Genomic DNA, 25,599 nt, shown 5'->3' on the forward strand with positions numbered 1-25,599 from the left:
TTTCTCTCGGTTTCTGTTTCACTGTTTCGGTCCCCCACACCGCCTCTCGATGGATTGTCAGGACTGCTCGTTGGCCCGTCGCCCGGCCTCGTATCCGGTCACCAAGGCGAATCCGCCCGCCGCGTGATCGGCGACCACGTTGGGGCTTTCGAGCACTCGACCCGCCGCGTAGAGATTCTTGGCGACTGCCGACTCCTGACTGTCAACCGGCCGCAGTGAGTCGTCGGTCTCCACACCGGCACGCACCGCGGGATGATCCCCGAGGAAGTGCTCGTCGACGAACTGCTCTCCGGCCTCCGAAACTGGGCAGTCGAAGACCGGCTCTCGGAGTTCACCGGCCTCGCCGAGGAGTCCACCGGATTTGGCCCCACCGGTCGCGAGTACGTAGCTGTCGGCCTCGTAGCTGTCGCCATCGGCGCGGACGCGCTCGATCTGTCCATCGGACTGTTCGGCTCCATCGAGTTCGGTGACCGAATCGACCGTGCCGCCTCGCGATTCGACCGTGTCGGCCAGCAGCGACCGGAGCCGTCGACCCGGGAGACTCGGCGGCCCGAGCGGCACCTCGAACACGGAGACGTACAACTGCTCTTCCAGCGCGTCCATAATCGCGGCCGTTTCGGACTCGCCTAGCACCGCCGGCAGGCCGATTCGCGGCTGTACGTCGAGCGTCGGTTCCAGTGCATCCGCGAAGGCTTCCCGCGCTGGCTGGCCATCTACGACGCTGTTCTCGTCGAGTGCCGTTGCCAGTTCCGTGACCGTCTCAGCAGATAGCGGCGCGTCCATCGTTCGACCGCTCACGTCCAGCCTCGTCGTCTCGTCGAGGCGATCAGCCGCCAGCTCGGCGTCGAAATCGACGACCTCTGTGAATCCGACCAGTCGCATCGATTGCGGACCGCTCAGCACACCGTTGGCCATGCTCTGTGGATACCGAATCGCCGGTGCGACCCGGCCGACTGCAGTGGGAAACAGCGCGTTCGTCTCCGTCTCTGCCCCGGCGTATCGCCCGCCTGCGGCGTCATCGAACAGCGCGAAGGCGTTCCGAATCGTCTCGACACCAATTTGGCTGTACGGATGCGCCTCCGGCAGCCGATCGATCGCAGAGAGGGGATTCTCGATCGGGCCGGAGCCGTCGGGTTCGTAGCCGAGCAGATCGATCAGCCCGGTTTCTGTCGCAAATCGGTCCATGTCTCGGCTGAGCACCCGAACGGACGCCGACGGATCTGCATCGAGTGCGCTCAGTGCGGCGCTGTAGCCCTCGATCCCACCGCCGACGACGAGCACGTCGTCGCTCATCGGATCACCGCCTCCGAATACGCCGCTCGACCGTCTCCGGTCTGCGGAGTGCGTTCGATGATCGGAAGCACTGAGTCGTCGTGGAACCGCTCGTCGGCGTGAGTTTGCTCGGGAACTGTGAACCCGCTGGCGTCGAAGTCGCCGGGGTCGAGTTCTTCGGGCGCATCGCCGTCACGAGCGAGCACGCGCCCGTGCAGTTCGTAGTCACCGAGCGCAGCGGTCAGTTGCTCACCCGAGAGCGTCGCCCGTCGGCCCTGCCACCGCCGACCGAGTAGCGTTTCCAGTGACTGCTCGACTGCGTCGAGGTCGTGATCGGGGTAGAGTTCGGCGGCGATGCGGTGGCCGCAGCGGCCACCCTGACAATCGCCCGTCGTCGCTCCGGTTGCCATCCGGACGTTCGCCAGTTCCGTCTCGGGATCACTCCGGTCGATGGCCTGTCTGACCGCCTCGCGTGTAACTCCTCGCGTCTCACAGAGGACGGGACCGGCGTCAGCCCTGTCAGACTGGATCGCCACGTCCGGCAGCGTCAACTCCGCGGTGAGACAGGACCGGCCGATTCCAAATTCCGAACAGACCCGATTCACCGCCTGTTCGGCGACGAATCGATGGGTTGTGACACTGCCGCCGACGACGCTCAACATCCCCCACCGGTCGTCGTACTTCTCGTGATCGACCAGCGTCGCGTCGTGGCCGTACGGCGAGGTGCTGGAACTACCGTGCTGGGTCCAGACGCCCGAATACGACCGCAAGATCGAGGCGTCCTCGACAGCAGGAATGCTCTCAGCGACGTTCGCGAGCGCATCTTCGATCGTGGTCGACTCCTCGATGGGGCCGACGACGGTGTTGCCCTGGTACGGCGCCACGGTGATCGGATAGCCCGCTTCGCTTCGGCGGACCACCGGTTTTTCGACCAGTTCGCCACTCAGGACGACCATCCGGCCGCGACTGCGGGCGAGTGGCAGCCTGATATCAGCCAGCGCAGCGATCTGATCCGCCCACGCGCCGGCGGCGTTGACGACGAAATCCGCCTCGATCTCCTCGCGCTCGCCAGTCTCGGGGGTGTCGTCTTTGGTCGCACCGGGGAACGACCGTTGCACAGTCCCCGGCATTCCCGAGGTGTCGTCGTCTTCCTCGTCATCGTCCGTTTCCTCCTCGGCCTCCGCCGCTTGCTCCTCGTCGTCAGGTTCGATCTCCCGGGTCTGCTCTGGGACATCCGCGGCGGGTGCGGTCGGTGCCGCCATCCCGCCGGGCGACTGGTCGAATTCGACCTCGACACCGACGATGTCGCTTCCGTCTCTGAGCAGATCGACGACCGACGCACCGGTTTTGAGTTCGGCACCGTAGTTCTCCGCGCTCTTGGCGTTCGCTCGCGTCAGCGCGAACGGATCGATAACACCGTCGGGGACCTCGGCGCCGCGGTCGATTCCGTCGGCAATCCCGATGCCGTCGAGGTCGCTCCCGCCAAGTTCCGTGGCGGGAATAGATCGTTGTTCACAGGCCGCGACGAACTCGTCGAAGTCGTCGTCCACTGATGGAAGCACGACTCCGTCGGTGTCCTCGATGCAATGGCCGGCAATTTCACGCAGTGCTCTGTTCTCTTTGAGACAGCGCATCGCGCCCGTCGGATTCGACTCGACGAACCGAGCGCCGCTGTAGAGCAGGCCGTGGATGCTCCCGGTCGTGCCGGCCGACAGCGTCCCCTGCTCGACCAGTGTCACCTCCAGTCCGCGCAGCGCACAGTCACGGGCGATGGCTGTCCCCAGTACTCCACCACCGATGACGAGAACGTGTGGCGTATACGCCATTCAATTGCACTCACCTGCGAGGGCCGCGTACTTATACTGCCTGATCCACCTGACGGATCACTCCTCCAGCGGATCCGCGTAGACGACACCGCGCTCACCGTCGAGTGTCACTTCTCGCCGGTTCTCGACGGCTTCGGGCACGAACGCGTGGCTGATCATCGGCACACCGAGTTCCCGCGCGACGACCGCCGCGTATCCTGTCATTCCTTCGTGGGCATCGACGATGCCACCGATCTTCGAGAGGTCGCCGGTAAACTCCTCATCGAACTCGTCGGGGACGGCGATAATCGCGCCCTCGGGGATCTCCGAGAGGTCGCCGTCGGCGAGACGATAGAGCGGGCCCGTTGCGAAGCCGTCGACGACAGATCTCCCAGACAACAGTCGCTCGGAGGCGACGTGTACTTTGAGCATGTCCGCGGTATCGTAGCCGCCGTGGTCTGTCATCATCCCCGAGAGGACGACGACGGTGTCGCCACTCTCGGCGCTGCCGGCGTCGAGGGCGGCCTGGACGGCGTTGCGGATCACCGCGTCCGAACTGTCCTCCTCGTAGGTCGCGTGGCGGGGGATGATTCCCCACGTGAGCGTCAACTGTCGGCGCACGCGGTCGTCGGGGGTCGAGGCGACGATAGGGATGTTCGGGCGGTATTTGGCTGCCTTCCGAGCGGTGTATCCCGATTCACTCGCCGCGACAACCGCGCTCGCGCCAACATCGCGGGCGAGAAACCGGGCCGACCGCGCCAGCGCGTCAGTGCGCGTTTCGCCTGCGGGCGGGACGCGCTGTTCGAGCGTCTCGGCGTACTCCTCGCTGTCTTCGACATCCCGGATGATCCGGGCCATCGTCGCGACGACTTCGGCCGGGTGATCGCCGATAGCCGTCTCTCCGGAGAGCATCACGGCGTCGGTTCCGTCGAGGACGGCGTTTGCCACGTCAGAGGCCTCGGCCCGGGTCGGACGGTGTTGGCTGATCATCGAATCGAGCATCTCGGTCGCGGTGATCACCGGGACGCCGGCCGCGCGGCACTTTCTGATGATTCGCTTCTGGATGATCGGCACGTCTTCGAGTGGGCACTCGACGCCCAGATCACCGCGAGCGACCATGATCCCGTCGGCGACTTCGATGATCTCGTCGATGTTCTCGACGGCATCGGCCCGTTCGATCTTGGCGATGATCGGGATATCGGCGCCCCGTTCGTCGAGTTCGGAGCCAATTTCGTATACGTCAGCCGCCGAGCGGACGAAACTCCCGGCGACGAAATCCACGTTCGCCTCCGCCGCCACGTCGAGCTCCCGACGGTCCTGTTCGGTCACGGCCGGTAGTTCCAGATCGACTCCGGGGACGTTGACGCCGGTCCGAGAGTCGAGTTCTCCCCCCGATTCCAGTCTGGCGCGCACGCCCGAATCGCTTTCTGTCACAGTGGCCTCGATGCGCCCGTCGTCGAGGAGGATCCGATCTCCGGCCTCGACTGCGTCGATGCTGGCGGAAAGCCCGATCTGGTCGGCTGTCGTTTCTCCACCTTCGACGAACCCAACGATATCGCCGGCGGAGAGAGTGATTGGCCCCTCCATCTCGGCCGTCCGAATCTCCGGACCGGGCAGATCAAGCAGCGTTCCGATGGGTGTCGAGAGCGCGTCGTCGACCGACCGCACCCGTTCGATCAACTCTCGACGGTCCGCCGGCGATCCGTGGCTTGCGTTGAACCGCGCGACCGACATCCCCGCCTCCGCCAGCGCCGTGATCGTCTCTCGATCCTCCGACGCCGGTCCGAGCGTGCAGACGATTTTCGCGCGACGGGTCATCCGTGCCCCTCCGTTGGCTGATCGCTGTCCATACTATCACAGTCGCCGGTCGGCGTAATGAAAGTTGTTTGAATTAAAAAATGATGATCGTTCTCACAAATACTCCCCCTTTAACACCCTGTTTCCCGGGTTTTCGTTCCAAATAAACTACAGTAACTCCAAACGTTTATGTGATCGGTCAGGTGATACAGTGCCATGGGGATCTGCGCAACGAACAGAGAGACGGCCGTCGGTTCAGGTTCTTCGTTCTCACAGTGGGGCTGTGACGGGTTGAACCGCGGCGGGTGCTCGCTTAGCGTCGGGGTCGATAATCATGAGTGACGGTGCTGACACGGACGACGGCGCTCAGAATCCGGCTGTCAGTGTTTTGCAATCAGTCACACCGGAGTTCATTCGCAAGAGCTTCGCGATCAAGTTCGGACTCGTCCTGTTGATCATGGCGCTGTCGATCGGTGCGATCGGCGTCGCCGCTACACAGGTCATCACCGACCAGACCGAATCGAACGTCGAATCCGAGTTCCTCGGTGACGCACAACAGCAGGCCGATATCATCGAGCAGTGGCTGGAAACGAACCGCTTGCAGACACAACTACTCTCGGAGAACGTCTCGACGGGCGACAATCTCGACTCCGAGTTGAGTCGCCAGCAACGGGAACTCTCCAGTGACCTCGTCCACGCACACGTGATCGACGACGACGAGACCGAGGGGCCGGTCGTCGTCGCGGGAACCGACTCCGATCTCGGACGTGATCTCAGCGACAGCGAACGGGACTGGTTCGTCGACCCGAACAACGTCAACACGATTTTCGACCTCGAAGCGACCGAGGTGTACGTTTCCGACACCTACACCGTCGGCAACGACAACGTCGTCGGCTTCGTCAGTCCCGTTTCGGAGGCCGAAGACCGGTATCTCTTCCTCGAAATCTCCGTCGAAGAGGTCCAGCAGTCGCTCCGTGGCTCCGAAGACGACGACGTTGGATTCACGCAGGCAGTCAACACCGGTGCCTACCAGACTGACGATGGCGACGAGAATCTCGTGATGATCGACGCTCGAGGCAGCAACGGAAAACTCTTCGAGGCGTACGCAGGCGACGGTGACGAGGCGCTGCGGGTTCTCGATCAGGCCAACGAACTGCGAAGCAGCGACGAGACGGCCGGTGTCGAACAGGAGATGCCCGCGAACAGCGAAGTGATCGACGAAGTGTACACCGTCGGCTACTCGCCGGTCGAGAACAGCGACTGGGTCGTCGTGACACATGGCCCCCGTTCGAGTGTGTTCGGATTCGTCGACACGCTCTCGACGTGGGGACTGATCGTCACGCTGTTTTCGGTGCTTCTGATCGGCGTGACGGGGTCGGTGCTTGGATACAGCACTGCGACTTCCATCGACCGACTCACCAGCAAGACCGATGAGATCCGGGAGGGTGATCTGGACGTGGCGCTACACAGCAGCCGGATCGACAACATCGGTCGCCTCTACGACGGCTTCGACGACATGCGCGACGCGCTGAAGACACAGATTCAAGAAGCCGAGCAGGCCCGCAAGGAGGCCGAAGTCGCTCGCGCCGAGGCCGAGGAACTCGCGGACTATCTGCAGGACAAAGCCGAGGAGTACTCTGAGGTGATGCAGCAGGTCAGCGCCGGCGACATGACCCAGCGCATGGAGCAGGACGGCGAAGAGGACTCCATGGATCAGATCGCCGAGGAGTTCAACGACATGATCGAGGAACTCGAGAAGACCACTGGCCAACTCAAAAGCTACGTCGACGAAGTCGAAGCGGCCGGTGCCGAAGTCGAAAGCTCTGCGGCGACGGTCCGAGAGGCCAGCGAGCAGGTTGCGGATTCCATCCAGAAAATCTCCGACGACGCCTACGACCAGAAGGACCGACTCGACGAGCTAACGATGGTCATGGACAGTCTCGCCGACGATATCGAATCCATCGCCGAGGAGTACGACGATATCGATATGAGCGACTCACTCGACCAGATCCGCGAGGCCAGCACACAACTCGACGAACTGACCGACCTGAGTCAGGAGACGATGGCCGAAGCTGAGGAAGTTGCCGGGGCGGCAGAAGAACAGGCCGCCGAACTGAACGCCGTCTCCGACCGAGCGAACGAACTCCAGCGGTACGCCCAGCCACTTCGTGACATCCTCGAACGGTTCGAGACCGAAGCCGAACACGAGTTCGTCTTCTCTGTCGGCCCGACCGGCGGCGCTGCGAGTCCGAGCAGTCAAGACGACGACGAATAGCCGTCTCCGCTGCCGGTTTCGGAGATGGTGTCAATTGAACGTGATTTGACACAAATAAATGATATGCGAGTTGTTTGCCGTGGATTTATAATGTGTCCTGAAATATGCAGGTGTAATGTTAGAGGATCAAGAGGAGGCGGATCGAGGAATCAGGTATCGATTGCGGAGCAGGTATATGTTCAAGATCGCTGCGGCGGTGATTGTGATTGCGGTTGTTCTTGCTGGACTGGGGTGGTGGACGTTCACTGGTGTTCAGGCGAGTGTCTCCGACGATGCCGAGTCCTCGCTGTTGAGCGCTTCGGAACGTGAGGCGGACGGTATCGAACGGTTCATCGAGGAACGAAACGCCGCCACGCTTCGAATCGCGAACGAGGAGGGGATCGGCGAGATGAGCGATTCGGAGATCGACGCTGCGCTCACCGAGGAACTGCGGAAAGTACCAAGCGATGTCGCGGCCATTCACTACTACAATATCGAGGAGCAGACCGTCGAGATTAGCACGGAGTCCGGTGCCGAGGGAGTCAGAGTCGAGGAAGAGCGGTTCCCGTGGGTCGAGGCCGCCCGGCAGGCGACAGCAGACGAGGTCCGCTCGCTCGAACCGAACAGCGGGACGGTCGGAACCGGTGAGGGCAACGAGAAACAACTCGGCTTCGTCGCACCGATCGCAGACCGCGAATCGCACGCTATCGTCATCGTTGTCGATCTCGAGGAGCGGAGTTCACTGCTCAACTCGCCGGTCGACGACGGTGCGATTCACGTCGCGTCCTACGGGGCCGACGGACAGATCGTTCTCGCCGAGGATCTCGAGACGATTCTTCAGGATCATCCACTCGCCGGTGAACTCTCTTATCTCACCGATGGCCAGGTACAGTCTCAGACCGACCAGGTCACGGCACAGACCGATCTCTTCGAGGACGACAGTCTGGTCGTCGCCGGCACGGCAGTCGAGAACAAACGCTGGGTCGTGACGACGACAGCCGAACAGTCGACGATCTTCGCCACTGCCAGCGAGGTCTCTCGGAGCCTCCTCATCCTGATTGTCGTCTCGCTGCTTGGGTTGATCGTCCTCGGGGCTGCGATCACCCGCGATATCAACCGGTCGCTGAAACGGATGACCGCCTACGCGGAAGAAATCGAAGACGGCAATCTCGGCGTGGATATCGAAGAGTCCCGCGTCGACGAGTTCGGCCAGCTTTCGGTGCTGTTCTCGCGGATCCGGGACAGCCTCAAAGGACAGATCAAAGAAGCCGAACAGGCCCGCAAGGAGGCCGAAGTCGCTCGGGCCGAAGCCGAAGAACTGGCTCGGCACCTGCAGAACAAAGCTGAGGAGTACTCCGACGTGATGCAACAGGTCGGGGCCGGGGATATGACCCAGCGCATGGAGCAGGACGGCGAAGAGGACTCCATGGATAAGATCGCCGAGGAGTTCAACGAGATGATCGAGGAACTCGAGAAGACCACCGGTCAACTCAAAAGTTACGTCGACGAAGTCGAAGCGGCCGGTGCCGAGGTCGAACAGAGTTCCCGGACGGTCCGGGAAGCCAGCGAGCAGGTCGCCGAATCGATCCAGAAGATCTCCGACGACGCCTACGATCAGAAGGACCGACTCGACGAACTCCGCCGGTCGATGGAGGAAGTCGTCGAACGGATCGACGCCATCGCCGACGAGTACGACAACGTCTCCGTCGACGACGCGCTCGATCAGATCCGCGACGTGGCCGACGAACTCGATCAGATCGCCGAGTTGAGCCAGGAGACGATGGCCGAATCACAGGAGGTCGCCGGTGCGGCCGAAGAACAGGCCGCCGAACTGAATACCGTCTCCGACCGAGCGAACGAACTCCAGCGGTACGCCGAACCGCTCCGCGATATCCTCGAACGGTTCGACACTGAGGAAGAACACGAGTTCGTCTTCTCCGTCGGCCCGACCGGCGGTGCCGCAAGCCCCGACGGCGAACTCGGCAACGACGCCTGACTGTCAGCGCTCGCCGCTTTCGGTCGTTTCCACCTCCCTGGAGATCACCCTGTACTTAAATTACCCCCGATATCAGTGGTGGGAACTGGTTGTAATCGGCATTATACGTAGAGATATGACTCACCCATCGATGACCGGGGCCCACAGCGGCCCGGGCGGCGAACCGACGGCACTGACCGAGGAAGCCGATATCGAGTCGCTCCTCGGAACGCTCGAGGACCCGGATTGCCGCGCGATCATCGAGGCGACGACGAGCGAGGCACTGTCGGCCAGTGAACTTTCGGATCGATGCGAACTCCCGCTGTCGACGACCTACCGGAAAGTGGACCAACTCACCGACGTGGGCGTGCTCGAAGAGCGCGTCCGACTCTCCCGGTCCGGCCAACACACCAGCGAATACACCCTCCAGATCGATTCCATCCAGCTTTCTGTCGACTCCGAATCCGGGATTGTCCTCAAGATTTCCGAAGAACAGCCGCTTCAGTCCGACAACTCCCTCGTCGCCGGTGCCGACTGAACTGGTTCTGTTCGGCCGTAGTTTCTCTGCACTCGGCTCAACCCCTTTTTAATCCCCGCAGTACCGTGGCTTCCGGCTTAGGGAGATTCTCCCCAATATGTGTATATGGCGACGACACGTTCCGTTCTCCGCGAGCGGATGCACTGGCAGGTCGAAGACATTGCAATTACCGGCGCCCGTCTCTCTTTGCTCGTCCTCACCGTGGGATTCGGACTCGCGGCAGCCCTGGACCTGACCGTTCCCGTCAGAACGCAGATGGTCGTCTATCTCGTGGGAATGGTCGCGTTGAACCTCCCCCACGGCGGCTACGAACACTTCACGAACCTTCGACACAGGGGGCTTCCCTTCGGTGCCCGGTACGTGGGGATCTATCTCCTCGCAGTCGCGGGGTTCGTCGGGCTATTTTTCGTCGCACCCGTTACCGCTCTGGCAATCGCGTTCGCCACCGCCGTCGCCAAGGGTGGCCACGGCGATTTGCACGTCATGGACGGTGTCGTCGGCAGTGATCACCTCCAGTACCGGGTTCAGCGAGTGCTCGCCGCCTTCGTCCGTGGCGGCGCGGTGATGATCGTTCCGCTCTTTCTGTGGCGGGACACCTACATCGGCTTCTCGCAGTTGATGGTCAGCATGTTCGATCCCGCGGCGATGGGAACGATTGGGACCCGGATCGAAACGGGCGCACCGTTTTTGCTCGCAGGCTACGGGATTGCGCTGGTCGCCCATCTCGGAGGTGGTTACCTGACCGGTGGGTTCTCCCCAGACTGGCTCCGGGATGTCGGTGAAACGGTGCTTCTGGTCGCCTACTTCGCGGTCGTCCCGGTGGTCGTCTCTATCGGGCTGTACTTCCCGCTGTGGTACTCGATGCGACAGTCGGGCCGGTCGGCTGTTGCCCACCGTGTCGAATCCGACGACGACGGCCTCTCGGTCCAGGCAATCTGGGCTGTCTTCGTCGCCGGGGCCTTCCTGACTGGGACCGTCGCTGCCACGTTGTATCTCGTCGCCCCGAACCCCCTCGGTGTCGGGAACCTCCTCGGCGGACTCGTCGCGTTCTATACGATTTTCATCTGTGTGATTGCGATGCCCCACGTCGTCGTCGGCCAGTGGCTCGACCGAACGCGGGGTATCTGGTACGTGCCCTGATCTGTCCGGCACGGCTGTGCTCTCTCGACCGCCGTTTTAATCCCCGCAGTATCTGGGTCCGGGGTTCTCGTCTGTCTGGACCTACACAACAATGATGAGTGACCCAGCACTCCCCGGAGAGTCGATTGGCATCGTCGGCGCAGGATTTGGCGGGTTGGCGGCCGCCGCCTATCTCGCCGACGCCGGTGCCGATGTCACGATCTACGAACAACAACCGCAGGTCGGCGGTGTCGCTGGCGTCATCGAGGAAGACGGCTTCCGGTTCGACACGGGGCCGTCGTGGTATCTGATGCCCGGCCTCTTCGAGCGCTTCTTCGAGCACTTCGGCCACGAACCTGAGGACTTCTATGATCTCGTCCGACTCGATCCGCACTACCGGATCTTCTGGACGGACGGCGACAGCGTCGATATTCCCTCGAACACCGACCGGGCCGCGGAGCTATTCGAGTCGTACGAAGATGGGGCCGGGGAGGCTTTCGAGGCCTATCTCGATCAATCCGCCGAAACCTACGAGATCGGGATGGACCGGTTCGTCGTCCCGAATCGGAGTCGATTCCGGGATTACGTCTCGCTGGACGTTGCCAAATCCGCCCGCGGTCTCTCCCTGCTCGGGACGATGGACGACCACGTCGCCGACTATTTCGATCATCCCAAACTCCGCCAGATCGTCCAGTACACGCTGGTTTTCCTCGGCGGCGCGCCGCACAACACGCCGGCGCTGTACAATCTGATGAGCCACGTCGACTTCGAGTTGGGCGTCTACTACCCACAAGGCGGCATGTACGCCGTCGTCGAGGCGATGGAGTCGGTCTGCAAAGCCCAGGGTGTCGACATTCTGACTTCGACGGCAGTCACGGCGCTCGACCCACAGGATAGCGGCGTTGCCATCGAGTACGACGGCGGCCGCCGGACCCACGACCGCGTTGTCTCTAACGCGCCGGTCGCCCACACTGAACGCGAACTCCTGCCCGACGGCGCGGTCAACCGCGATCCGGCGTACTGGGACGACCGGACGTACGCGCCGTCGGCGTACATGTGCTATCTCGGTGTCGACGGGGAACTCCCGGAACTCGACCACCACACGCTCGTGCTCCCCACCTACTGGGACGAACACTTCGAGTCTATCTTCGACGCGCCAGGGTGGCCGGACAACCCTGCCTATTACGTCAACGTTCCCTCGCAGACCGATCCGACGGCGGCCCCCAACGGGAAAGAAACGCTGGTTGTGCTGGTTCCGATCGCACCGGGGCTGGAAGACGACGAGTCGGCACGCGAACAGATGCGTGACGACATCCTCGACTCGCTGGCCGAACACGCAGGCGTCGATCTGCGCGGGCGAATCGAGTTCGAGCGCGAGATGTGCGTCTCGGACTACCGCGGCCAGTTCAACAAACCACAGGGGACGGCGCTGGGGCTAGCACACACGCTCTTTCAGACCGGGCCGATGCGACCTTCTCATCGAGCACCCGGCGTGAATCGACTCTACTACGTCGGCGGCGACACCAATCCCGGAATCGGCGTGCCGATGTGTCTACTCAGCGGCGAACACGTCGCGGAGACAATCGAAGAAGATGCGACCGGTACGGGCGTGATCGATACCGTCCTTCCGGGCAGGCTGCGGTCCTGACTCAGTCCTCTCGACGGGTCGCGAGCCAGACGACCGCCGGTGCGACCGCCAGCCAGAACAGCGCGACGAGTAGAAAGACCGGGTTCGTGGTCGCGACCGCCGTTGCAAACGCCGCCAGTCCGAGACAGAGTCCGCCAGCGGTGAGAATCTGATAGAACTGCCCCAGCCCCGCGAACCAGCGGACGTACTTTTCCATACGACACCCTCGATAGCCCGTCAGTAGTAGATTACGGCGCTGCCTGTTCCTCTGATTCGAGTACGGTCTTGAGATTCTCTAGCGTCGTCCGCAGCTCCCGCTCGTTGTACCGCTCGACCAGCGGCGTCGCTGCCTTCGAGAGCACCCGGCCCGGGATGTCGTACGCCGCACTGTAGGTGACCTCCGTTCCGTCATCGCGTTCCTCGAAGACGAATTCGATCTCTCCCGTGAGTCGTCCACGCATCTCGAAGACCATCCGTTCGTTTTCCTCGTGTGTCTGCTCGACTAGTTCGCCGTCGATGCCGACACCGACCATCTCGTAGGTGTGTTCGAGTCGCTTTCCGCCGTTGTCCAGCCGCTGGACGTTTCGGATGTCGGTGATGTTGGAGGTGATCAAGGAGTGGTTGTGTGGATCGTCGAGATACGCGAACACGTCTTCGACCGGCCGGTCGATGTAGATTGACTCACTGACTTCGGTCATACTGGAAACTTCGGACCAAACGGACAAAAATCAGCGGCTCACTCCATCCACTTTGCGTCGACGAGCGTGCGCTGGACGGCCTGTTCGCCGACGGCCTCCGCCAGCGTCTCGTAGCCCGCTCGCTCGCCGCGGTCCTCGGCGTCGGCGACGAGTCGAGAGACGATGAACTCCGGCGTCGACCGCCCGACTGTCTCGAACCGCGGTTGGTAATCGACTTCCAGTTCGAGATCCGTCGTCAGCCCCTCCGCGAAGATGCCGTCCGTCCGGGCCTCGGGCGGCAGTGGCTCAAGATCGTCTGCGAGGTGGGTGACGAACACTCCAAGCGCCGCTTTTTCGACGGTCAGCGTCACGAGTCCGTGTAGTAGGTCGGCGGCGCTGCCGGGTTCGGTGATCGCCTCGAACTCGTCGACGAGCATCAGCGTCCGGCCCGTGTCGGTCAGCGGCGGGACGACCGAGCGCAGTGTCGACTCCAGTACGCCAGCGTTGAAACTCGCGTGTCGGCGGTGGAAGACGATCCGTTCGACGACGTGAATCTCGGCGCTGTCGGCCGGCACCGGCAGTCCCATCTGGGCGAGCAACTGCACCTGACAGAGCGTCTCCAGCAGCGTCGTCTTCCCGCCGCTGTTCGCCCCGGTCAGGACGGTCACCCGGTCGCCGCTGGGTGGTGAAGTCGCGCCGGGAACCGACAGGGAGTGTTCGCCGACGGCGTAGGTGATCGGCTGGACCCCTTCGCCAGCGTCTTCGAGAAAGATGTTTCGAGCGTCGACGACGCCCGCGACGGACTGCTCGCGGAAGCCTGGTTCGATCAGATCGAACGCCGCCGCGAAGCGGGCCAGCGACACAGACAGTGCGATGTCCGCGACCGCCGACACCGCGCGGTCGATGTCCTCTCGTGCCTCGTCGAGCATCGCTTCGAGATCACCGCGGACCTCCTGTTCGCGCTCGTCGACATCCTCCCGGAGGTCGTCGGCGAGCGTTCGCAGCGTCTCACCGACGAACGCCCGGGCGTCGGCGGCTTCCTGTGGCATCGCCTCTCGAACTGCCGTCACGTCGAGCGTGCTTTCACCGGAAATCTCACGGGCGAGTGACTCCCGCAACTGGTCGGTCCCACGGGCTCCGGACTGTATCTCTTCGAGTATCGTCTCGGGGGTCGCGCGCAGGTCCTCGACGGTACCGAGTTGCGTTCGCAGGCGGTCGAGTCGGTCGTCGGCCCCCTCCGCGACGCCGTCGTCGTCCAGTCCGGCGAGTGCGGTGACGGCGTCGTCCAGTGCGGCGGTCGACAGTTCCCCCAGCGGCTCGAACACACCCGAGTTGAGGTCAGCCTCCCGCAGTGACTGGGCAGCCTCGACCGCGCCGCGTTCGCTGTCTGCCATCTGGTCGTAGCGCTCGAAGGCCTCGACGACGGTGTTGCGCTCGTCGTCGGAGAGGGATTCCCAACTCTCCCGCGCTTGCTGTACGTCAGCCAGTCGGTCGGCCATCGCCTCTCGCTCAGCGAGTGGTGTGAGGATCCGAATCCGGTCGGCTGCGCCGGCGGTGACAGCGTACTCGCTGATGATATCGAGTAGTTGCTTGTAGACCTGCCGGGCGTCCCGTGTCGCCAACACGTCGAGCGCCGCGCCGCCGTGGGCGTGGCGTAAGATCCGCGTCGCTCGGCCGCGGGCCAATCCAGCGTCGGTCAGCGTCCGGACATCGCCGGCTTCGATGGCCTCGATTGCCGCCTCGGCACCCAGTGTCTCGACGAGCAGGTCACGGGTCTTCGGCCCGATTCCCCAGTACTCCTCCAGTCGCATCGACTGAGCGAGGGGGTGCCAGCGTCTTTTTCCTGTCGGTCACGTGCCGACGAGGACGACGATCTCGCCCGCGAGTCGAACTGACCGCACCCGAAGGCGACCGGTTGTTTCGTGCCACTCGGCTCCGTCGCCGTCGACAGCCCCTCTCAGATCGGCGAAGGCTTCCCGGAGTTCGTCCTCGCGGCCGAATTGCGGGCGACTGTCGATGACGGCGACGACACTTTCGCCGGCCAAAAGCGCCTCCCCGGCCTCGGCCGTCTCACCTGTCGCGCTATCGACGGGCGTCATCGACCCGAAGGCGATGCTCGCGTGTGTCGTGCCGCAGTCGTTGCGGAAGGCGAGTTGTTTCGTCCCGATTCGGGCCTGCGCCGCGTCGAGTTCGTACGCCGCTCGCGTCCCGTATTCGCTGGCTGCGACGCGGTCGACGGTGTTGGCGGCTTCGCCGGCATCCGGTGGTGGCTCGCTCGGGAGGCCGAGCATCACGCCGGCGACGGTGATACTCACGACCACGACGCCGATCCAGACGTACCACGCGTCGACCGGGACTTCGAGATTCACGGTAGCCCACCACACTGAATCCTGCTCGAATCGGTCTCGCCGACGGCCGGCCACGTCGGCGAGCATTCTGGGTCTTCGTCGTCCCGATCACCGACGCCGAGTTTCCCTGGCGGCACGGCGACGATCAGCAGTGACCGTCCCGAGAAGCTGATCTCCTCGACCGAGCCAAGCTGTCGTTCGCTCCCGGCAACCTCTCGCTCGACAGCCCGGTCCTCCCGAACGTAGGTCGTCGTCGTCGCCGTCTCGGGGGATCCCATATTTGCGGAAACCTCGAATCGGGCGTATTCGCCCTCGACCTCGATATTCCACGCGTTGACCGTCGCGTACCAGTATCCCGGCACCGGAAGCACCGGAATCCCGGCGGGCACGCGAACCGGTGTCTGGGTGCCGTTGACCCAGTTGTCGTAGTTCTCGATGTCGAACGATCCGTTGCTAACGGCGGCATCGAACCGCTCGCTGACGATTTCGGCCGACACCGATTCGAGGGTCTGTCGGATCTCCGTATCAAGCGTTTCGACGGTATCGGTGTCCGACAGCGTCACCCCGTGTTCGCCCGCTGCGTCCCGGACGACGTGTCGTGTCGAGGAGTTCACGACCGTCCGCCACTCGGCATATTCCATCCCCTGAGCGTACTCGGGCCGCAGATCAGAATCGACACCCATCAGTTCCCGGACGATCGCTTCGCTGATCTCACCGCTCGCGATGGCGTCGGCGGTTCTGGCCGTATCCCCGTAGTTGCCGATGGCGCGCTCCACTGCGGCCGTCACGTCCGCTTTCGCGTCGGCTCCTGCCGAGCCGTCTTCCATCGAACAGAGTCCCGTCGAGCAGTCTTCAGGAATCACGAAGCACGGTTCGCTGTCACAGTCCTCGATGGATCGAGGCGGCTCGATATCATCCCGGAGAACGATGATATCCTCAGGATACAGGTTGAATGCGATCTGTGCAGCTACGTCTTCGCTGTACTCGTCGATCGACGAATCGACGGCACTTTCGAGGTTGCTACTGAGCAGGCGTAACTTCCCTGGGTCCCCGTAGTCGGGATCGGCCTCCGCTGCTTCGATCGATTCCTCGCTGGCGACGAGCGCTTCGCTGGCCATCTGGAAGGTCAGTTCCGCGTCCGGTTCGCTCAGACCCAGTGCGTTACCGATCCGACTGAGCAGCCCTTTGACGACCGTCTCGTACGGCAGTTTGAGATAATTCCTGTTTTTGACTGCCATCGGCGCGAATTTTTCGCCGTCGTCGATTGCGGGGACAGTCTCGCTGGTGACGTTCTCGGCGACGAGATAGGTCGGCGATCCAGATACCTCGTAGGAGACATCGTCCGTCAGCGACGAGGAGTCGAGTGGCACCGGATCGGGCGGCGTCGCCGTCACTCCCTGCTGGAGGAACTCCATCGCCCGTTCGAGTCCCGCATCCGGAAGTTGGTCGTCGATTTCACCCATCGCGGAGCCGTGTGCGGACTCGACACGGTCGAGGTATCGCTCCAGCGCGCTGAAGTAGGCGTACCGGGCCTCGTACATCGCCTTCTGTCCAGCGCTGGCGAACGGCTTGTCACGTTCGAGATACTTGGCTTTCCGTTCTCGCACCTTACGCCGGAGTTCGCCGTACGGGCCGGTGTCGCTCCCGTCGTGGAGAATCTCACTCCGGTCGAACGTGTGGGTGATTCTGCTGACTTTCTGCTGGATCTGTCTGAGGTCGTAGAGAATTGCCGCCCGGAGCGCGGTCCGGGACGGAACCGGGACACTGACGCGCTCGCCCTCTGAGAATTCCAGGTCATCCACCGACCGACTGCGCTCCCACTCGTTTGTTAGCCGCTGTTCGATCCGGTCGACGACTGTCGACTGCTGATCGTCGTCTTCTCCAATACCGGTATCGTCGCTCGATTCGTCCGTTGACTGCGGATCGAAGATCGCGTTGAGCGGCCCCTGGCCGGGATCACCGTAGTTCTCGAACTTCCCGCCGTCTGTCCCCAGCGGGATCGTTCGATCCGTCGCGGCCTCGGTCACTCCCGGGCCAGAGCCATAGACGTACTCCTCGGTGATCGGGACGCCACCGGAGCCAGCGTGATTGTACTCGTCGACTTTCGCGTTCGGGTTTCGCGCTCGTTCCTCGATTCTGATCTCGAAACTTCGCTTTTCGGTACCCGAAGCGGTCGTCGTAACCGTCTCTCGTCCGTCGTCTGTCTGCCGGGTGTATTCTTTCTGTTCTTCGATTTCGAGCGTGACCTCGCCGTCCACAGCCTGAAATTCGTCGCTCGGTTCGAGACTCCTGATCTCCTCGACCGAGACATCCGTCACCTCGGCTGACCGCTCGACGACGCGACTCCTCCCTGCCCCGTTCGGCCTGTCGTGGTGCAGAGTGGCCGATTCTGTGACCGTCGTTTTCAGATCCGTTCCGACGGTTATCTCGTATACTCTGTCGACTGACTGCGAGATCGATGTCGATCCCGAACTCGTTGCGAGATCCCGGATCGGCAGGAGACTGGTTTCGTTGACGCCGATGGTGTGTTTGGCGTCCATTCCCGGCGCTTCCCCGAGCAGATCCAGTACGCCCGGCGCCTCGGGAACGTCTCCGGTGGCCTGATTCCCGAACAGCCATCTGCTCGCATCACAGAGTTCCGTCGACACGTCCGAAGCGGTGTTGGCGTAGTTGTTGTACAGGCCCTCGGCGTCGTGCATCGCCATACAGAGCCACCCTCGCCGAATCGCGTTGTTGAGATTTGGATCGGCCGCCCCGAAGACATCTTTTTGGGTCCGATAGACCGCATCGTTCGCCGACGGCACGACGTGGCGGTTTGCGATCACGTCTGTGACCGGCAGGCCGCTGTACTGGGCGTAGCCGCGGGCCCATCCGAGCGCGTAGATCCGAGCGTTGAACCGCTGGGTGAATCCCGGCTTGGTGAGTCCGGCGTCGAGTCGTCCCTGGAACTCGTTCGTTCGGTGATGAAGCTGGTACAGCGGTGACGCAACGGCGACTGTGACCGACTCCGTCTGTCGGTCGACGACCTCACCGTCGCGCTTGGCGATCGTCTGAATGCCTTCGATTTCCGCTTCGATCACGCCGAATTCGACCCCATCGGTCTCAGATCCCGGCCTGATCGTTACTCGGTCGAGTGCGTCCTCGAACTCGCGAGCGTTTCCGATATCGGGCACCGAGACGTGTGTCTGGACAGCACCGACTTCCTGCCCAGCCGTTTCGAGTCCCTCGTTTGCATTGAGATAGACCAGCGCTTTCAGATACTGCTCGAACGGCGCACCGCTCTCGGCGAGCACCTCGCCGTACGGAGTCGCCGCTGGCTCCGTCATCGGCTCTCGTGCAGCCTCTTCACTCGCGGCTTGCAACGCTTCGGTCAGTGCTGTTTCGGTGGCAGATTCTGTCTGCTCGATGGCTCGGTCCGTCTCGCGGGCCGGCTTCGGATTCTCCCGCGTCTCCAACTGGAGGACGAACGTGGCGCTAAGCAACAGCAGTGCGAGCCCGATCAACGCGAACGGGACCCGGGCACGCCGGTCGGCCAGCACTGCAGACACGCGCCCGGTCATGGGTCCCACGTCCGTACTGTCACGGTGATCGTCCCCGTCGAAACCCCTCGCGCGGCTGCACGCGGACGCTCGAAGTGCTGCCGAAGTTCCGGTTCCAGTCTGGCCGCCAGTGCTGCGATCAGTTCCTCGTTCGCTTCGGCGGGATCGGAATCTGTCTGGCGGATCTCGTCACGAATCGTTTCGACAGTGGCTTCCTCGAGCAGCGTCGCCAGTCGTTCGTACCGGTACCGTGTGAGAATCATCACCGAGCCGTCGCGTTCGAGAGCCTGTTTCGACTCGACGACGGGCAGATAGCCGTCGATAGTTGCGCCGGCGACGACTTCGGCAACTGATCCGTAGCCGCCGCCGTCTTCGACGGCCGAGATTGCAGCGCCGCGGGCCCTGTCGAAGCCGCTCGGAACGGTCAGCTCTCTCGTCCTGATATCTCTGTTCGGGGGCGGTTCGACACCGATTGTCGCCTTTCCGCTGATCGACGCGTCCGGATACGGCTCCCAGTGGGCGGTGACGCGGGTTTCGAACTGCGAGCCGGATAGTTGAGTCCTGAATCGCCGATCGATTGCCGACTGATACTGCCGACCAGTCCCTGTTACCTGCTCGGAGTCGATGACGAGGTTCCCGATCGCAGCGTCGCCGAGATGGGTCGCCACCGGTCCGTGAGCAACTCGCTGCTGCTGGGTCTCACTCTCGTCGTACTCGATAGCGTCGCTCGTTTCGGCGGCCTCGGCCAGTGTCGGCTCGACGGAGTAGGTAACATCGAACGTCGCCGTCCCGAGCACGGCTGCGGTCCGGTCGGTATCGAATCGATCCTGCTCAGGAGTGTCGGAGAAGTTGGCCGTCGAAAGAATGAAGACGGCGATACCGACGACGAGCAGCGCAACGGCGACATCAACGACCGTGTTGATTGCTCTGCTCCGCGTCATTTCCAGACCTCGACAGTCAGTTGTCCGGGCCGTTTGTCGCCGGGACCGACACGAACTGTCACCGCCCGCGTCACCTGCTCGGCATCTTCGGGGACTGACAGTGACGCTGGTTCGCCGGAGCTGTCGAACGCTTCCGAATCGACGCTCGTCCGTTCGCCGTTGCCGTCGATGTACGAGACGGTCACGGCGACGTTGTAGCCCTCGGGGAGCGTTCCGGGGCTGATTTCCTGTTTGATCGTCGTTCCTGCGTCGAACATACCATCATCGCTGATTGCTTGCCAGACGGCGTCTGCCGTCGGTTCGACGACTGCTCGGTCTGTTCCGCTCGTCTCCGCCGTCTTGGCCAACAGGACGACGCAGGTGCTCACGACGAGACAGACGAGTGAGACGGCGATCAGTGCCGCCAGCGGTTCGCTCTGTCCCCGATAGCCAACCGTCGTCTCGTCCTCAGTCGGCACGGACTCCGTGGATTGCTCGCCCGCGCTCCGAACTCTGGGAGTCATGTGGGCGGTCTGGTCCCACGTTCGTACTTAATTGTACGGCTCGACTGTCACGACTGGCTTCCCGGATGTCCCTACAACGAGTCGCAAGATGAATCGCTGTTTCCCGTGCCAGTCTGTCAGGTCGACCGGCCCCCCGCCGGCACTGCGGATCGGAACGTCGAGTTTCCGTTCTCGTGTCCGGCCACCTCGGACGCGATAGGTGACCCGAGTCGCTGCTCGGCCACTGATGCGCTCGAATCTGATCTGTTCCGGTCTCGCTTGCGTCGCCCGCCCGTCGTGCACCTCGACGGTGACGATTCGCCGCGGACCCGTTCCGGCGGTGGGGATTGTTTCGTACTTGTACAGCGATGAGGCGGCAGATTCGATCGTCTCGATCTCCGCCTGGACGGCGCGCTCGCCCCTGATCGTCCCGACCTGATCGACAGCAGTGGCGGTCATCCCCAGCACTGTCGCTGCGAGTGCAACGGCGAGGACGTATCTGATCACAGCGGCCCTCCATCGGTTGACATTGCGCGCTCTGGTCCCCTTCCGGTATTTGAACCTGTGGGTGGCTCCGTCGACCTGTATCCCGCGTCCCGTAGGTTCAAATACCGGGCGGGGGCCACTCGGCGTGTGTCGAGGGCATTCAGGAACGACGAACGCGGAGTCGAGGGCATGCCAATTCGGCTTCTCGTCGCCGTCACAGTCGGTATCGCGGCCTTCGGCCTGCTCGTGCCGATGGCCGACAGCGTCGAACAGGCCGAACAACCCGAACTCACGGTTGACCCGGCCCCACGACAGGTTACGGTCGAACCCGGCGACGCTGCGACAGTCCGACTCGATACTGTGACGACCGAGGGCGAGCCGGTCGAAGGGGCAAGCCTCGTCATTTCGGGTCGCTCGCTCGCCGTCGAAGACGGCCCGCTCACGTTCGATACCGGATCGACCAGCAGTCTCACGGTCGAGATTGGGACGAGTTCGGACGCCGACGTACCGGTCAGCTTTCGACCGACACAGAATCGGGGGACACTCAGACTGCGCGTCGTTCCCCCGCCAAATTCGGACTCCGAAGACGAGTTGGCGAACCCCGAACTGACAGTCAGGCTCGGCGGGTCCTGACCGTCAGGGCCGCGAGAGCCGCACGCGGACGGTACAGCCGTCGTCGTTTTCGAAAGAGAGCGTCCCGCCGGCCCGTTCGACGACCCAATTCACCAGCCAGAGCCCGACGCCGCTCGAATGTTGGAGCGCGGTTTCGCGTCCGGAGAGAATCGTCTCTAGCTCCTGCTGTTCGATTCCCGAGCCGTTGTCGCTCACCACGATGACGACGTGGTCGTCGTCTGTCGCGCTCTCGTCGACCCGAATTACCGCGTGGGGGTCGGGACTGTCGTTGTGTTCGATCGCGTTGCTGAGCAGTTCCTCGAACGCGGCGACGAGTGCGCTCCCGCCGGAGACGACGAGCCGATCTGGGAGCGCGATATCGACGGTTCCGTCCTCGAAGTCGAGGCCACCAGTGTCCTGCTCGGCCCGCAACTCGGTCGCGATATCGATCTGTTCTCGTTGCTCGCTGTCGAGCATCTGTGAGAGCCGACCGAGTTTGTTAGAACGGGCGACGATGCCGTCGACGGCGGCCGTCGCGTCGTCGAGATGGCTTCGTGGTTGTTCGTCCTCGATAGCAGTCTCCGCGAGTTCGATCTTGCCGCGAACGAGATTCAGTTCGTTGCGGATGTTGTGCCGGAGCATTCGATTGAGGACGTCGAGTCGCTGTTCGCGCTGGCGGCGGCCGGTCACGTCTCGGAGGCTCACGACCTGGCCGGCGATCATGCTGTACTCCTCCGAGAGCGAGGAGATTCGAACGTCGTAATACCGGCGTTTCCCGTCCTGTTCGAGTTCGATCTGAGCGTGGTTCCGCTCGTCGGCGAGCAACTCCCCGAGTGCTGGCTCCAATCCCGACAACTCCTGTCCGAGCGCGTCTTCGACCGATTTGCCGAGCAGGCGCTCGCCGGCCGGGTTCGTATCGATGAGACGCCCGTCGTCGTTCAGAATCAGGATTGCGTCGTCGAGTTCGGTGAGCACGGCCTCCCGACCGAGTTCTCGGGTGGCCGGCGCGACACCCTCGAGTTCGGCCTCGAAGACGGTGACAGCGAGCACCAGCGCCGCGAGCACGTAGCCGATTCCGCTCGGGTCGATGCCCGCGGCGGCGAGTTCGAAGCTGTACAGGGCGTTCAGCGTCAGCGGTAGCGTGATCGCGAGCAGGAGCGCCGTCCCCTGCCACCGGTAGAGTTGATTCGTTCGCAGTACCATCCGCAGGAGGACGAGTGCGCCGACAGCGAGCAGCACGTACGAGTAGACCTGATGGGCCCAGAACCCGATACCGAATTCGAGGGCGAGAACCTCGAAACCACCGTAAGAGAGTCTCTCAGCGCCGGACCAGACGAGTTCGTGATCGGTGTTCGTCCAGACGAGCCCCCAGAACAGCACTGGCTCGGCGAGCAGTGCCGGATAGACCCAGTTCGGGATTCGACGGTCGTTCCCGGTATACTCGGCGGTAAAGACCAGCCACGCAGGCGGGATGACTGCAGTGAGCGACAGCGCGACGCTGGTCCACAGCGTCATGGTTTCGATCCCCGACTGTGTCACTCTGAGTCCCTCGATAATCGTCCAGAGACTCGCAGTTGTCGCGAACACCGAAAGCGGTGCCGCGCCCGGGCGACTCCGGTACCGCAGCGCGACGCCGGCGATGCCGAGGCCGACGACGGCCGCCAGAAACACCAGCGGGAAGTACAGCGATTCGAGCATCCCGGTCGACCCGAAGTTCGTCGGTACGACTCATAAGTGTACGCGTCTCGTCCGTTCGTCTCACCGACAGAACGCTATGGGCGGATCAGTTTGCACGCTGCGTTCGGAGTGCAGCCCACACCGCGGTGATGCCGAGCAGGATGGCGGGGATCATCGGCATCGCGAGATAAGCTTGCCTGACCGTAAGTCCCAGTGACCCAAGCAGCGACTGGGCCTGCGGAATAAACAGGATCAACACCGGAATCACGAGAAAACAGACCAGGACCGCACCGACCAGAAACCAGCCTCGCCAGTCCATCTCCTCGGCAGGTTCGACGCCTTTTGGCCGTCCGGTCTGCTGGGTGCCGCGCTGTTCGGACGGCTCTGTTCGACCGTCAACGGATTCGGTTGTGTTCCCCTCGTCGGGATCAGGCGTCATGCAGGCTATCAGGCTTTACTACTACTTTGCCAAAGCCTTCACGCTCTTCGATGATCTCGTGTGCACGGTCGGTTTCGCTCATCGGCAGGACTTCGCGGACGCGCGGTTCGAGTTCGCCCTCCCAGACCAGATCGAGGACCTCGTTGGCCTCGCTCGGCGTTGCCATCGTCGAGCCGATGACTTCCAGTTGGTTCCAGAAGATGCGGTTGATGTCCGTCTCCGGTCGGCCGCCGGTCGTCGCCCCACAGGTGACGACTCGGCCACCCTTCGTGAGGCTCTTCAGCGAGTTCTCCCAGGTCTGTGCGCCGATGTGATCGACGACCATATCGACGCCGCGGCCGTCGGTCATCTCCCGAATTTCTGCCGCGAAGTCGTCTTCCTCGTAGTTGATCGTGTGGTCGGCACCGATCTCCTGGGCGTATTCGAGCTTCTGATCGCTGCTCGCCGTGGCGTACACTTCAGCGCCGGTGTAATCGGCAATTTGGACCGCAGCGTGACCGACACCGCCGCTGGCGCCCAGCACAAGGATGTCTTCGCCGGCCTGCAGTTCGCCGCGTTCGATGAGCATCCGCCAGGCGGTCTGGAAGACCAGCGGCGAGGCGGCGGCGGTGACCCAGTCGACATCCTCCGGCACTTCGACGAGGTTCGATTCCGGCAGTGCGGCGTACTCGGCGTGAACGCCCCGGACGTGTTCGCCGATGATGTGGAATCCGGGTGACAGCGTCGGATCGCCGTCGTGGTCGAACTCGTGGCCCTCGCTCGGGACACCCGCCAGCAGCGCCACTCGGTCCCCCTCATCGAACCGAGTTGCACCTGGTCCCGTCTCCGCGACGACGCCGGCACAGTCACTGCCCGGGATGTGTGGCATGTCTAGATCCAGCCCCGGCATGCCCTTCCGTGTCCAGATGTCGAGGTGGTTCAGCGCACCGGCTTTGACCTCGACGAGCACCTCGCCGCGGTCCGGTTCTGGGTCCTCGAACTCCCCGTATTCGATTACGTCTCGATCTCCGTGTTCGTCGAACTGAACAGCCTTCATATCCGGGTACACGTAGAGTGCGTTCAAAATGTTACTGGTCGGCCAACCCGGTATTGGTGCCGTGACAGATCCACGCTGCCGTGGGACTTTTTTGTTGTCCGGCTGTCGACACAGACATGGTCGATTTTCAGTCACGCGAATCCCGAACCCACGACGACGAGGACGAAGACGAGGACGTCGACGACGAGTCGGCCGAATCCGAGGACACACCGTCCTCCGAGGGGGAAACCGAACAGAGCACAGCCGAACCCGAGGAGACAGATTCGATTGCCTACGCCGTCGTCACTGTGACCGACGACCGCTCCATCGACGAAGATACTCAGGGGAATGCCATCGTCGAAGCTCTCGAAAACGCGGGCGCGACCGTCGCGACGCGTGATCTCATCCAGCCCTCCTACGACGGTATTCAGAGCACACTGGCGACTCTCGCCGAGCGCCGCGATGTCGACGCCGTGATCACCATCGGGGGGACCGGTGTCGAACCCGACGACGTGACTGTCGACGCTCTCGAACGGCTATTCGAGAAACGACTCCCTGGATTCGGAGAACTGTTCCGTCACCTCGCCTACGAACAGCACGGAACGACCGCTGTCGGCACGCGGGCCACGGCCGGAATCGTCGATGGCGCCCCCATCTTCGCAGTTCCAGGAACGATCGACGGTGCAATCCTGGCGACTGAAGAGATCATCGTCTCCGAGGCTCCCGCGCTCGTCGATGACGCCTCGGTACAGACTACCGATACGAATATCTAACAACGGCCAGGCTGGCTTATGTTCTACAAGTAACATCAGAATAAAGCACACAACGATTCTTTTTACTCTATTTCATCGAATTCGTTGCACTACTGGCTGTTTCCGTTCCGATTTTAGCTGATTTTCACCTCGTAAACGTTCTAAATGCTTAGATCCACTCAAACCCCTCAAAATTGGGTTCTGGGGATCTAAACGTGCCGTTAAACGCTTTTAATCGTCTAAA

The 25,599-nt window shown here is 62.7% G+C and carries 21 protein-coding genes; 7 read left to right on the forward strand and 14 right to left on the reverse strand.

All coding sequences use genetic code 11. From position 1 onward, the window contains the following. Nucleotides 1–57: 57 nt before the first annotated feature. From glpB to pyk, 3 genes are read right to left on the reverse strand one after another with little or no spacing between them, the layout of a single operon-like run. Nucleotides 58–1,293, reverse strand: coding sequence for a glycerol-3-phosphate dehydrogenase subunit GlpB (gene glpB, locus V8P86_RS15335; RefSeq protein WP_336328161.1), 1,236 nt, complete (start codon nucleotides 1,291–1,293; stop codon nucleotides 58–60). Beyond that, entirely contained in the window at nucleotides 1,290–3,098 is a 1,809-nt protein-coding gene (locus V8P86_RS15340) for an FAD-dependent oxidoreductase (RefSeq protein ID WP_336328162.1), read from the reverse strand. Before V8P86_RS15340 ends, glpB begins: the two co-directional genes overlap by 4 nt. 57 nt (nucleotides 3,099–3,155) lie before the next feature. After that, nucleotides 3,156–4,895: a pyruvate kinase gene (gene pyk / locus V8P86_RS15345; protein WP_336328163.1), complete on the reverse strand. Its 1,740-nt coding sequence runs from the start codon at nucleotides 4,893–4,895 to the stop codon at nucleotides 3,156–3,158. A 313-nt stretch (nucleotides 4,896–5,208) separates the two neighbouring features. Between pyk and V8P86_RS15350 the strand changes: the two genes are divergently transcribed. The 5 genes from V8P86_RS15350 (at nucleotide 5,209) to crtID (ending at nucleotide 12,408) form a co-directional block, all read left to right on the forward strand. Then, the gene (locus V8P86_RS15350) at nucleotides 5,209–7,149 is read left to right on the forward strand and encodes a HAMP domain-containing protein (protein ID WP_336328164.1); all 1,941 of its coding nucleotides are present in this window, start codon (nucleotides 5,209–5,211) and stop codon (nucleotides 7,147–7,149) included. A gap of 115 nt (nucleotides 7,150–7,264) precedes the next feature. Next, complete coding sequence (locus tag V8P86_RS15355; RefSeq protein ID WP_336328165.1) at nucleotides 7,265–9,124, forward strand: HAMP domain-containing protein; 1,860 nt, start codon at nucleotides 7,265–7,267, stop codon at nucleotides 9,122–9,124. A 130-nt stretch (nucleotides 9,125–9,254) separates the two neighbouring features. Continuing rightward, nucleotides 9,255–9,641, forward strand: coding sequence for a helix-turn-helix domain-containing protein (locus V8P86_RS15360; protein WP_336328166.1), 387 nt, complete (start codon nucleotides 9,255–9,257; stop codon nucleotides 9,639–9,641). 105 nt (nucleotides 9,642–9,746) lie between these two features. Next, on the forward strand, nucleotides 9,747–10,781 hold the full coding sequence (locus V8P86_RS15365) for a Brp/Blh family beta-carotene 15,15'-dioxygenase (RefSeq protein ID WP_336328167.1): 1,035 nt from the start codon (nucleotides 9,747–9,749) through the stop codon (nucleotides 10,779–10,781). 94 nt (nucleotides 10,782–10,875) lie between these two features. Beyond that, the gene (gene crtID / locus V8P86_RS15370; protein ID WP_336328168.1) at nucleotides 10,876–12,408 is read left to right on the forward strand and encodes a bifunctional phytoene desaturase/3,4-desaturase; all 1,533 of its coding nucleotides are present in this window, start codon (nucleotides 10,876–10,878) and stop codon (nucleotides 12,406–12,408) included. Between the two features lies 1 nt (nucleotide 12,409). Here the strand turns inward: crtID and V8P86_RS15375 are convergent, their stop codons facing one another. The 8 genes from V8P86_RS15375 to V8P86_RS15410 are packed head-to-tail and all read right to left on the reverse strand — an operon-like array spanning nucleotide 12,410 to nucleotide 20,881. Then, nucleotides 12,410–12,604 (reverse strand): hypothetical protein, encoded by a 195-nt coding sequence (locus tag V8P86_RS15375; protein ID WP_336328169.1) that lies wholly within the window; start codon nucleotides 12,602–12,604, stop codon nucleotides 12,410–12,412. A gap of 31 nt (nucleotides 12,605–12,635) precedes the next feature. Beyond that, nucleotides 12,636–13,085, reverse strand: coding sequence for an SRPBCC family protein (locus V8P86_RS15380; RefSeq protein WP_336328170.1), 450 nt, complete (start codon nucleotides 13,083–13,085; stop codon nucleotides 12,636–12,638). A 38-nt stretch (nucleotides 13,086–13,123) separates the two neighbouring features. Continuing rightward, nucleotides 13,124–14,875, reverse strand: coding sequence for a MutS-related protein (locus tag V8P86_RS15385; RefSeq protein WP_336328171.1), 1,752 nt, complete (start codon nucleotides 14,873–14,875; stop codon nucleotides 13,124–13,126). Nucleotides 14,876–14,914: 39 nt separating this feature from the next. Continuing rightward, nucleotides 14,915–15,433, reverse strand: coding sequence for a DUF7283 family protein (locus V8P86_RS15390; RefSeq protein ID WP_336328172.1), 519 nt, complete (start codon nucleotides 15,431–15,433; stop codon nucleotides 14,915–14,917). Then, the gene (locus V8P86_RS15395; RefSeq protein ID WP_336328173.1) at nucleotides 15,430–18,972 is read right to left on the reverse strand and encodes a DUF7286 family protein; all 3,543 of its coding nucleotides are present in this window, start codon (nucleotides 18,970–18,972) and stop codon (nucleotides 15,430–15,432) included. The genes V8P86_RS15390 and V8P86_RS15395 overlap by 4 nt, the downstream gene beginning before the upstream one ends. After that, nucleotides 18,969–19,892, reverse strand: coding sequence for a DUF7284 family protein (locus V8P86_RS15400; RefSeq protein ID WP_336328174.1), 924 nt, complete (start codon nucleotides 19,890–19,892; stop codon nucleotides 18,969–18,971). Before V8P86_RS15400 ends, V8P86_RS15395 begins: the two co-directional genes overlap by 4 nt. Continuing rightward, the gene (locus V8P86_RS15405) at nucleotides 19,889–20,395 is read right to left on the reverse strand and encodes a DUF7285 family protein (protein WP_336328175.1); all 507 of its coding nucleotides are present in this window, start codon (nucleotides 20,393–20,395) and stop codon (nucleotides 19,889–19,891) included. The genes V8P86_RS15400 and V8P86_RS15405 overlap by 4 nt, the downstream gene beginning before the upstream one ends. A gap of 27 nt (nucleotides 20,396–20,422) precedes the next feature. Then, entirely contained in the window at nucleotides 20,423–20,881 is a 459-nt protein-coding gene (locus V8P86_RS15410; protein WP_336328176.1) for a DUF7311 family protein, read from the reverse strand. A 126-nt stretch (nucleotides 20,882–21,007) separates the two neighbouring features. Here V8P86_RS15410 and V8P86_RS15415 point away from each other — a divergent pair, with 126 nt between their 5' ends. After that, nucleotides 21,008–21,493, forward strand: coding sequence for a hypothetical protein (locus tag V8P86_RS15415; RefSeq protein WP_336328177.1), 486 nt, complete (start codon nucleotides 21,008–21,010; stop codon nucleotides 21,491–21,493). 3 nt (nucleotides 21,494–21,496) lie between these two features. Here V8P86_RS15415 and V8P86_RS15420 read toward each other — a convergent pair whose 3' ends face one another. From V8P86_RS15420 to V8P86_RS15430, 3 genes are all read right to left on the reverse strand, one after another. Further along, complete coding sequence (locus tag V8P86_RS15420) at nucleotides 21,497–23,170, reverse strand: sensor histidine kinase (protein WP_336328178.1); 1,674 nt, start codon at nucleotides 23,168–23,170, stop codon at nucleotides 21,497–21,499. 85 nt (nucleotides 23,171–23,255) lie between these two features. Next, nucleotides 23,256–23,588, reverse strand: a complete 333-nt coding sequence (locus tag V8P86_RS15425; RefSeq protein ID WP_336328179.1) for a DUF7977 family protein — start codon at nucleotides 23,586–23,588, stop codon at nucleotides 23,256–23,258. Beyond that, a complete protein-coding gene (locus V8P86_RS15430; RefSeq protein ID WP_336328180.1) occupies nucleotides 23,578–24,624 on the reverse strand; it encodes a zinc-binding dehydrogenase in 1,047 nt (348 codons plus the stop codon). Before V8P86_RS15430 ends, V8P86_RS15425 begins: the two co-directional genes overlap by 11 nt. A gap of 116 nt (nucleotides 24,625–24,740) precedes the next feature. Between V8P86_RS15430 and V8P86_RS15435 the strand changes: the two genes are divergently transcribed. Beyond that, a complete protein-coding gene (locus V8P86_RS15435; protein ID WP_336328181.1) occupies nucleotides 24,741–25,376 on the forward strand; it encodes a MogA/MoaB family molybdenum cofactor biosynthesis protein in 636 nt (211 codons plus the stop codon). The last annotated feature ends 223 nt before the right edge of the window (nucleotides 25,377–25,599 follow it).

Origin of the sequence: Halovenus anhuiensis, assembly GCF_037080055.1 — an archaeon.
Classification (GTDB): Archaea; Halobacteriota; Halobacteria; order Halobacteriales; family Haloarculaceae; genus Halovenus.

Coding starts and splice junctions, on each gene's coding strand:
- V8P86_RS15430 (WP_336328180.1), bottom strand. CDS start 24,624: ATGAAGGCTGTTCAGTTCGACGAACACGGAGATCGAGACGTAATCGAA.
- V8P86_RS15380 (WP_336328170.1), bottom strand. CDS start 13,085: ATGACCGAAGTCAGTGAGTCAATCTACATCGACCGGCCGGTCGAAGAC.
- V8P86_RS15435 (WP_336328181.1), top strand. CDS start 24,741: ATGGTCGATTTTCAGTCACGCGAATCCCGAACCCACGACGACGAGGAC.
- pyk (WP_336328163.1), bottom strand. CDS start 4,895: ATGACCCGTCGCGCGAAAATCGTCTGCACGCTCGGACCGGCGTCGGAG.
- V8P86_RS15400 (WP_336328174.1), bottom strand. CDS start 19,892: ATGACGCGGAGCAGAGCAATCAACACGGTCGTTGATGTCGCCGTTGCG.
- V8P86_RS15385 (WP_336328171.1), bottom strand. CDS start 14,875: ATGCGACTGGAGGAGTACTGGGGAATCGGGCCGAAGACCCGTGACCTG.
- V8P86_RS15395 (WP_336328173.1), bottom strand. CDS start 18,972: ATGACCGGGCGCGTGTCTGCAGTGCTGGCCGACCGGCGTGCCCGGGTC.
- glpB (WP_336328161.1), bottom strand. CDS start 1,293: ATGAGCGACGACGTGCTCGTCGTCGGCGGTGGGATCGAGGGCTACAGC.
- V8P86_RS15340 (WP_336328162.1), bottom strand. CDS start 3,098: ATGGCGTATACGCCACACGTTCTCGTCATCGGTGGTGGAGTACTGGGG.
- V8P86_RS15405 (WP_336328175.1), bottom strand. CDS start 20,395: ATGACTCCCAGAGTTCGGAGCGCGGGCGAGCAATCCACGGAGTCCGTG.
- V8P86_RS15355 (WP_336328165.1), top strand. CDS start 7,265: ATGTTAGAGGATCAAGAGGAGGCGGATCGAGGAATCAGGTATCGATTG.
- V8P86_RS15420 (WP_336328178.1), bottom strand. CDS start 23,170: ATGCTCGAATCGCTGTACTTCCCGCTGGTGTTTCTGGCGGCCGTCGTC.
- V8P86_RS15350 (WP_336328164.1), top strand. CDS start 5,209: ATGAGTGACGGTGCTGACACGGACGACGGCGCTCAGAATCCGGCTGTC.
- V8P86_RS15375 (WP_336328169.1), bottom strand. CDS start 12,604: ATGGAAAAGTACGTCCGCTGGTTCGCGGGGCTGGGGCAGTTCTATCAG.
- V8P86_RS15360 (WP_336328166.1), top strand. CDS start 9,255: ATGACCGGGGCCCACAGCGGCCCGGGCGGCGAACCGACGGCACTGACC.
- V8P86_RS15365 (WP_336328167.1), top strand. CDS start 9,747: ATGGCGACGACACGTTCCGTTCTCCGCGAGCGGATGCACTGGCAGGTC.
- crtID (WP_336328168.1), top strand. CDS start 10,876: ATGAGTGACCCAGCACTCCCCGGAGAGTCGATTGGCATCGTCGGCGCA.
- V8P86_RS15425 (WP_336328179.1), bottom strand. CDS start 23,588: ATGACGCCTGATCCCGACGAGGGGAACACAACCGAATCCGTTGACGGT.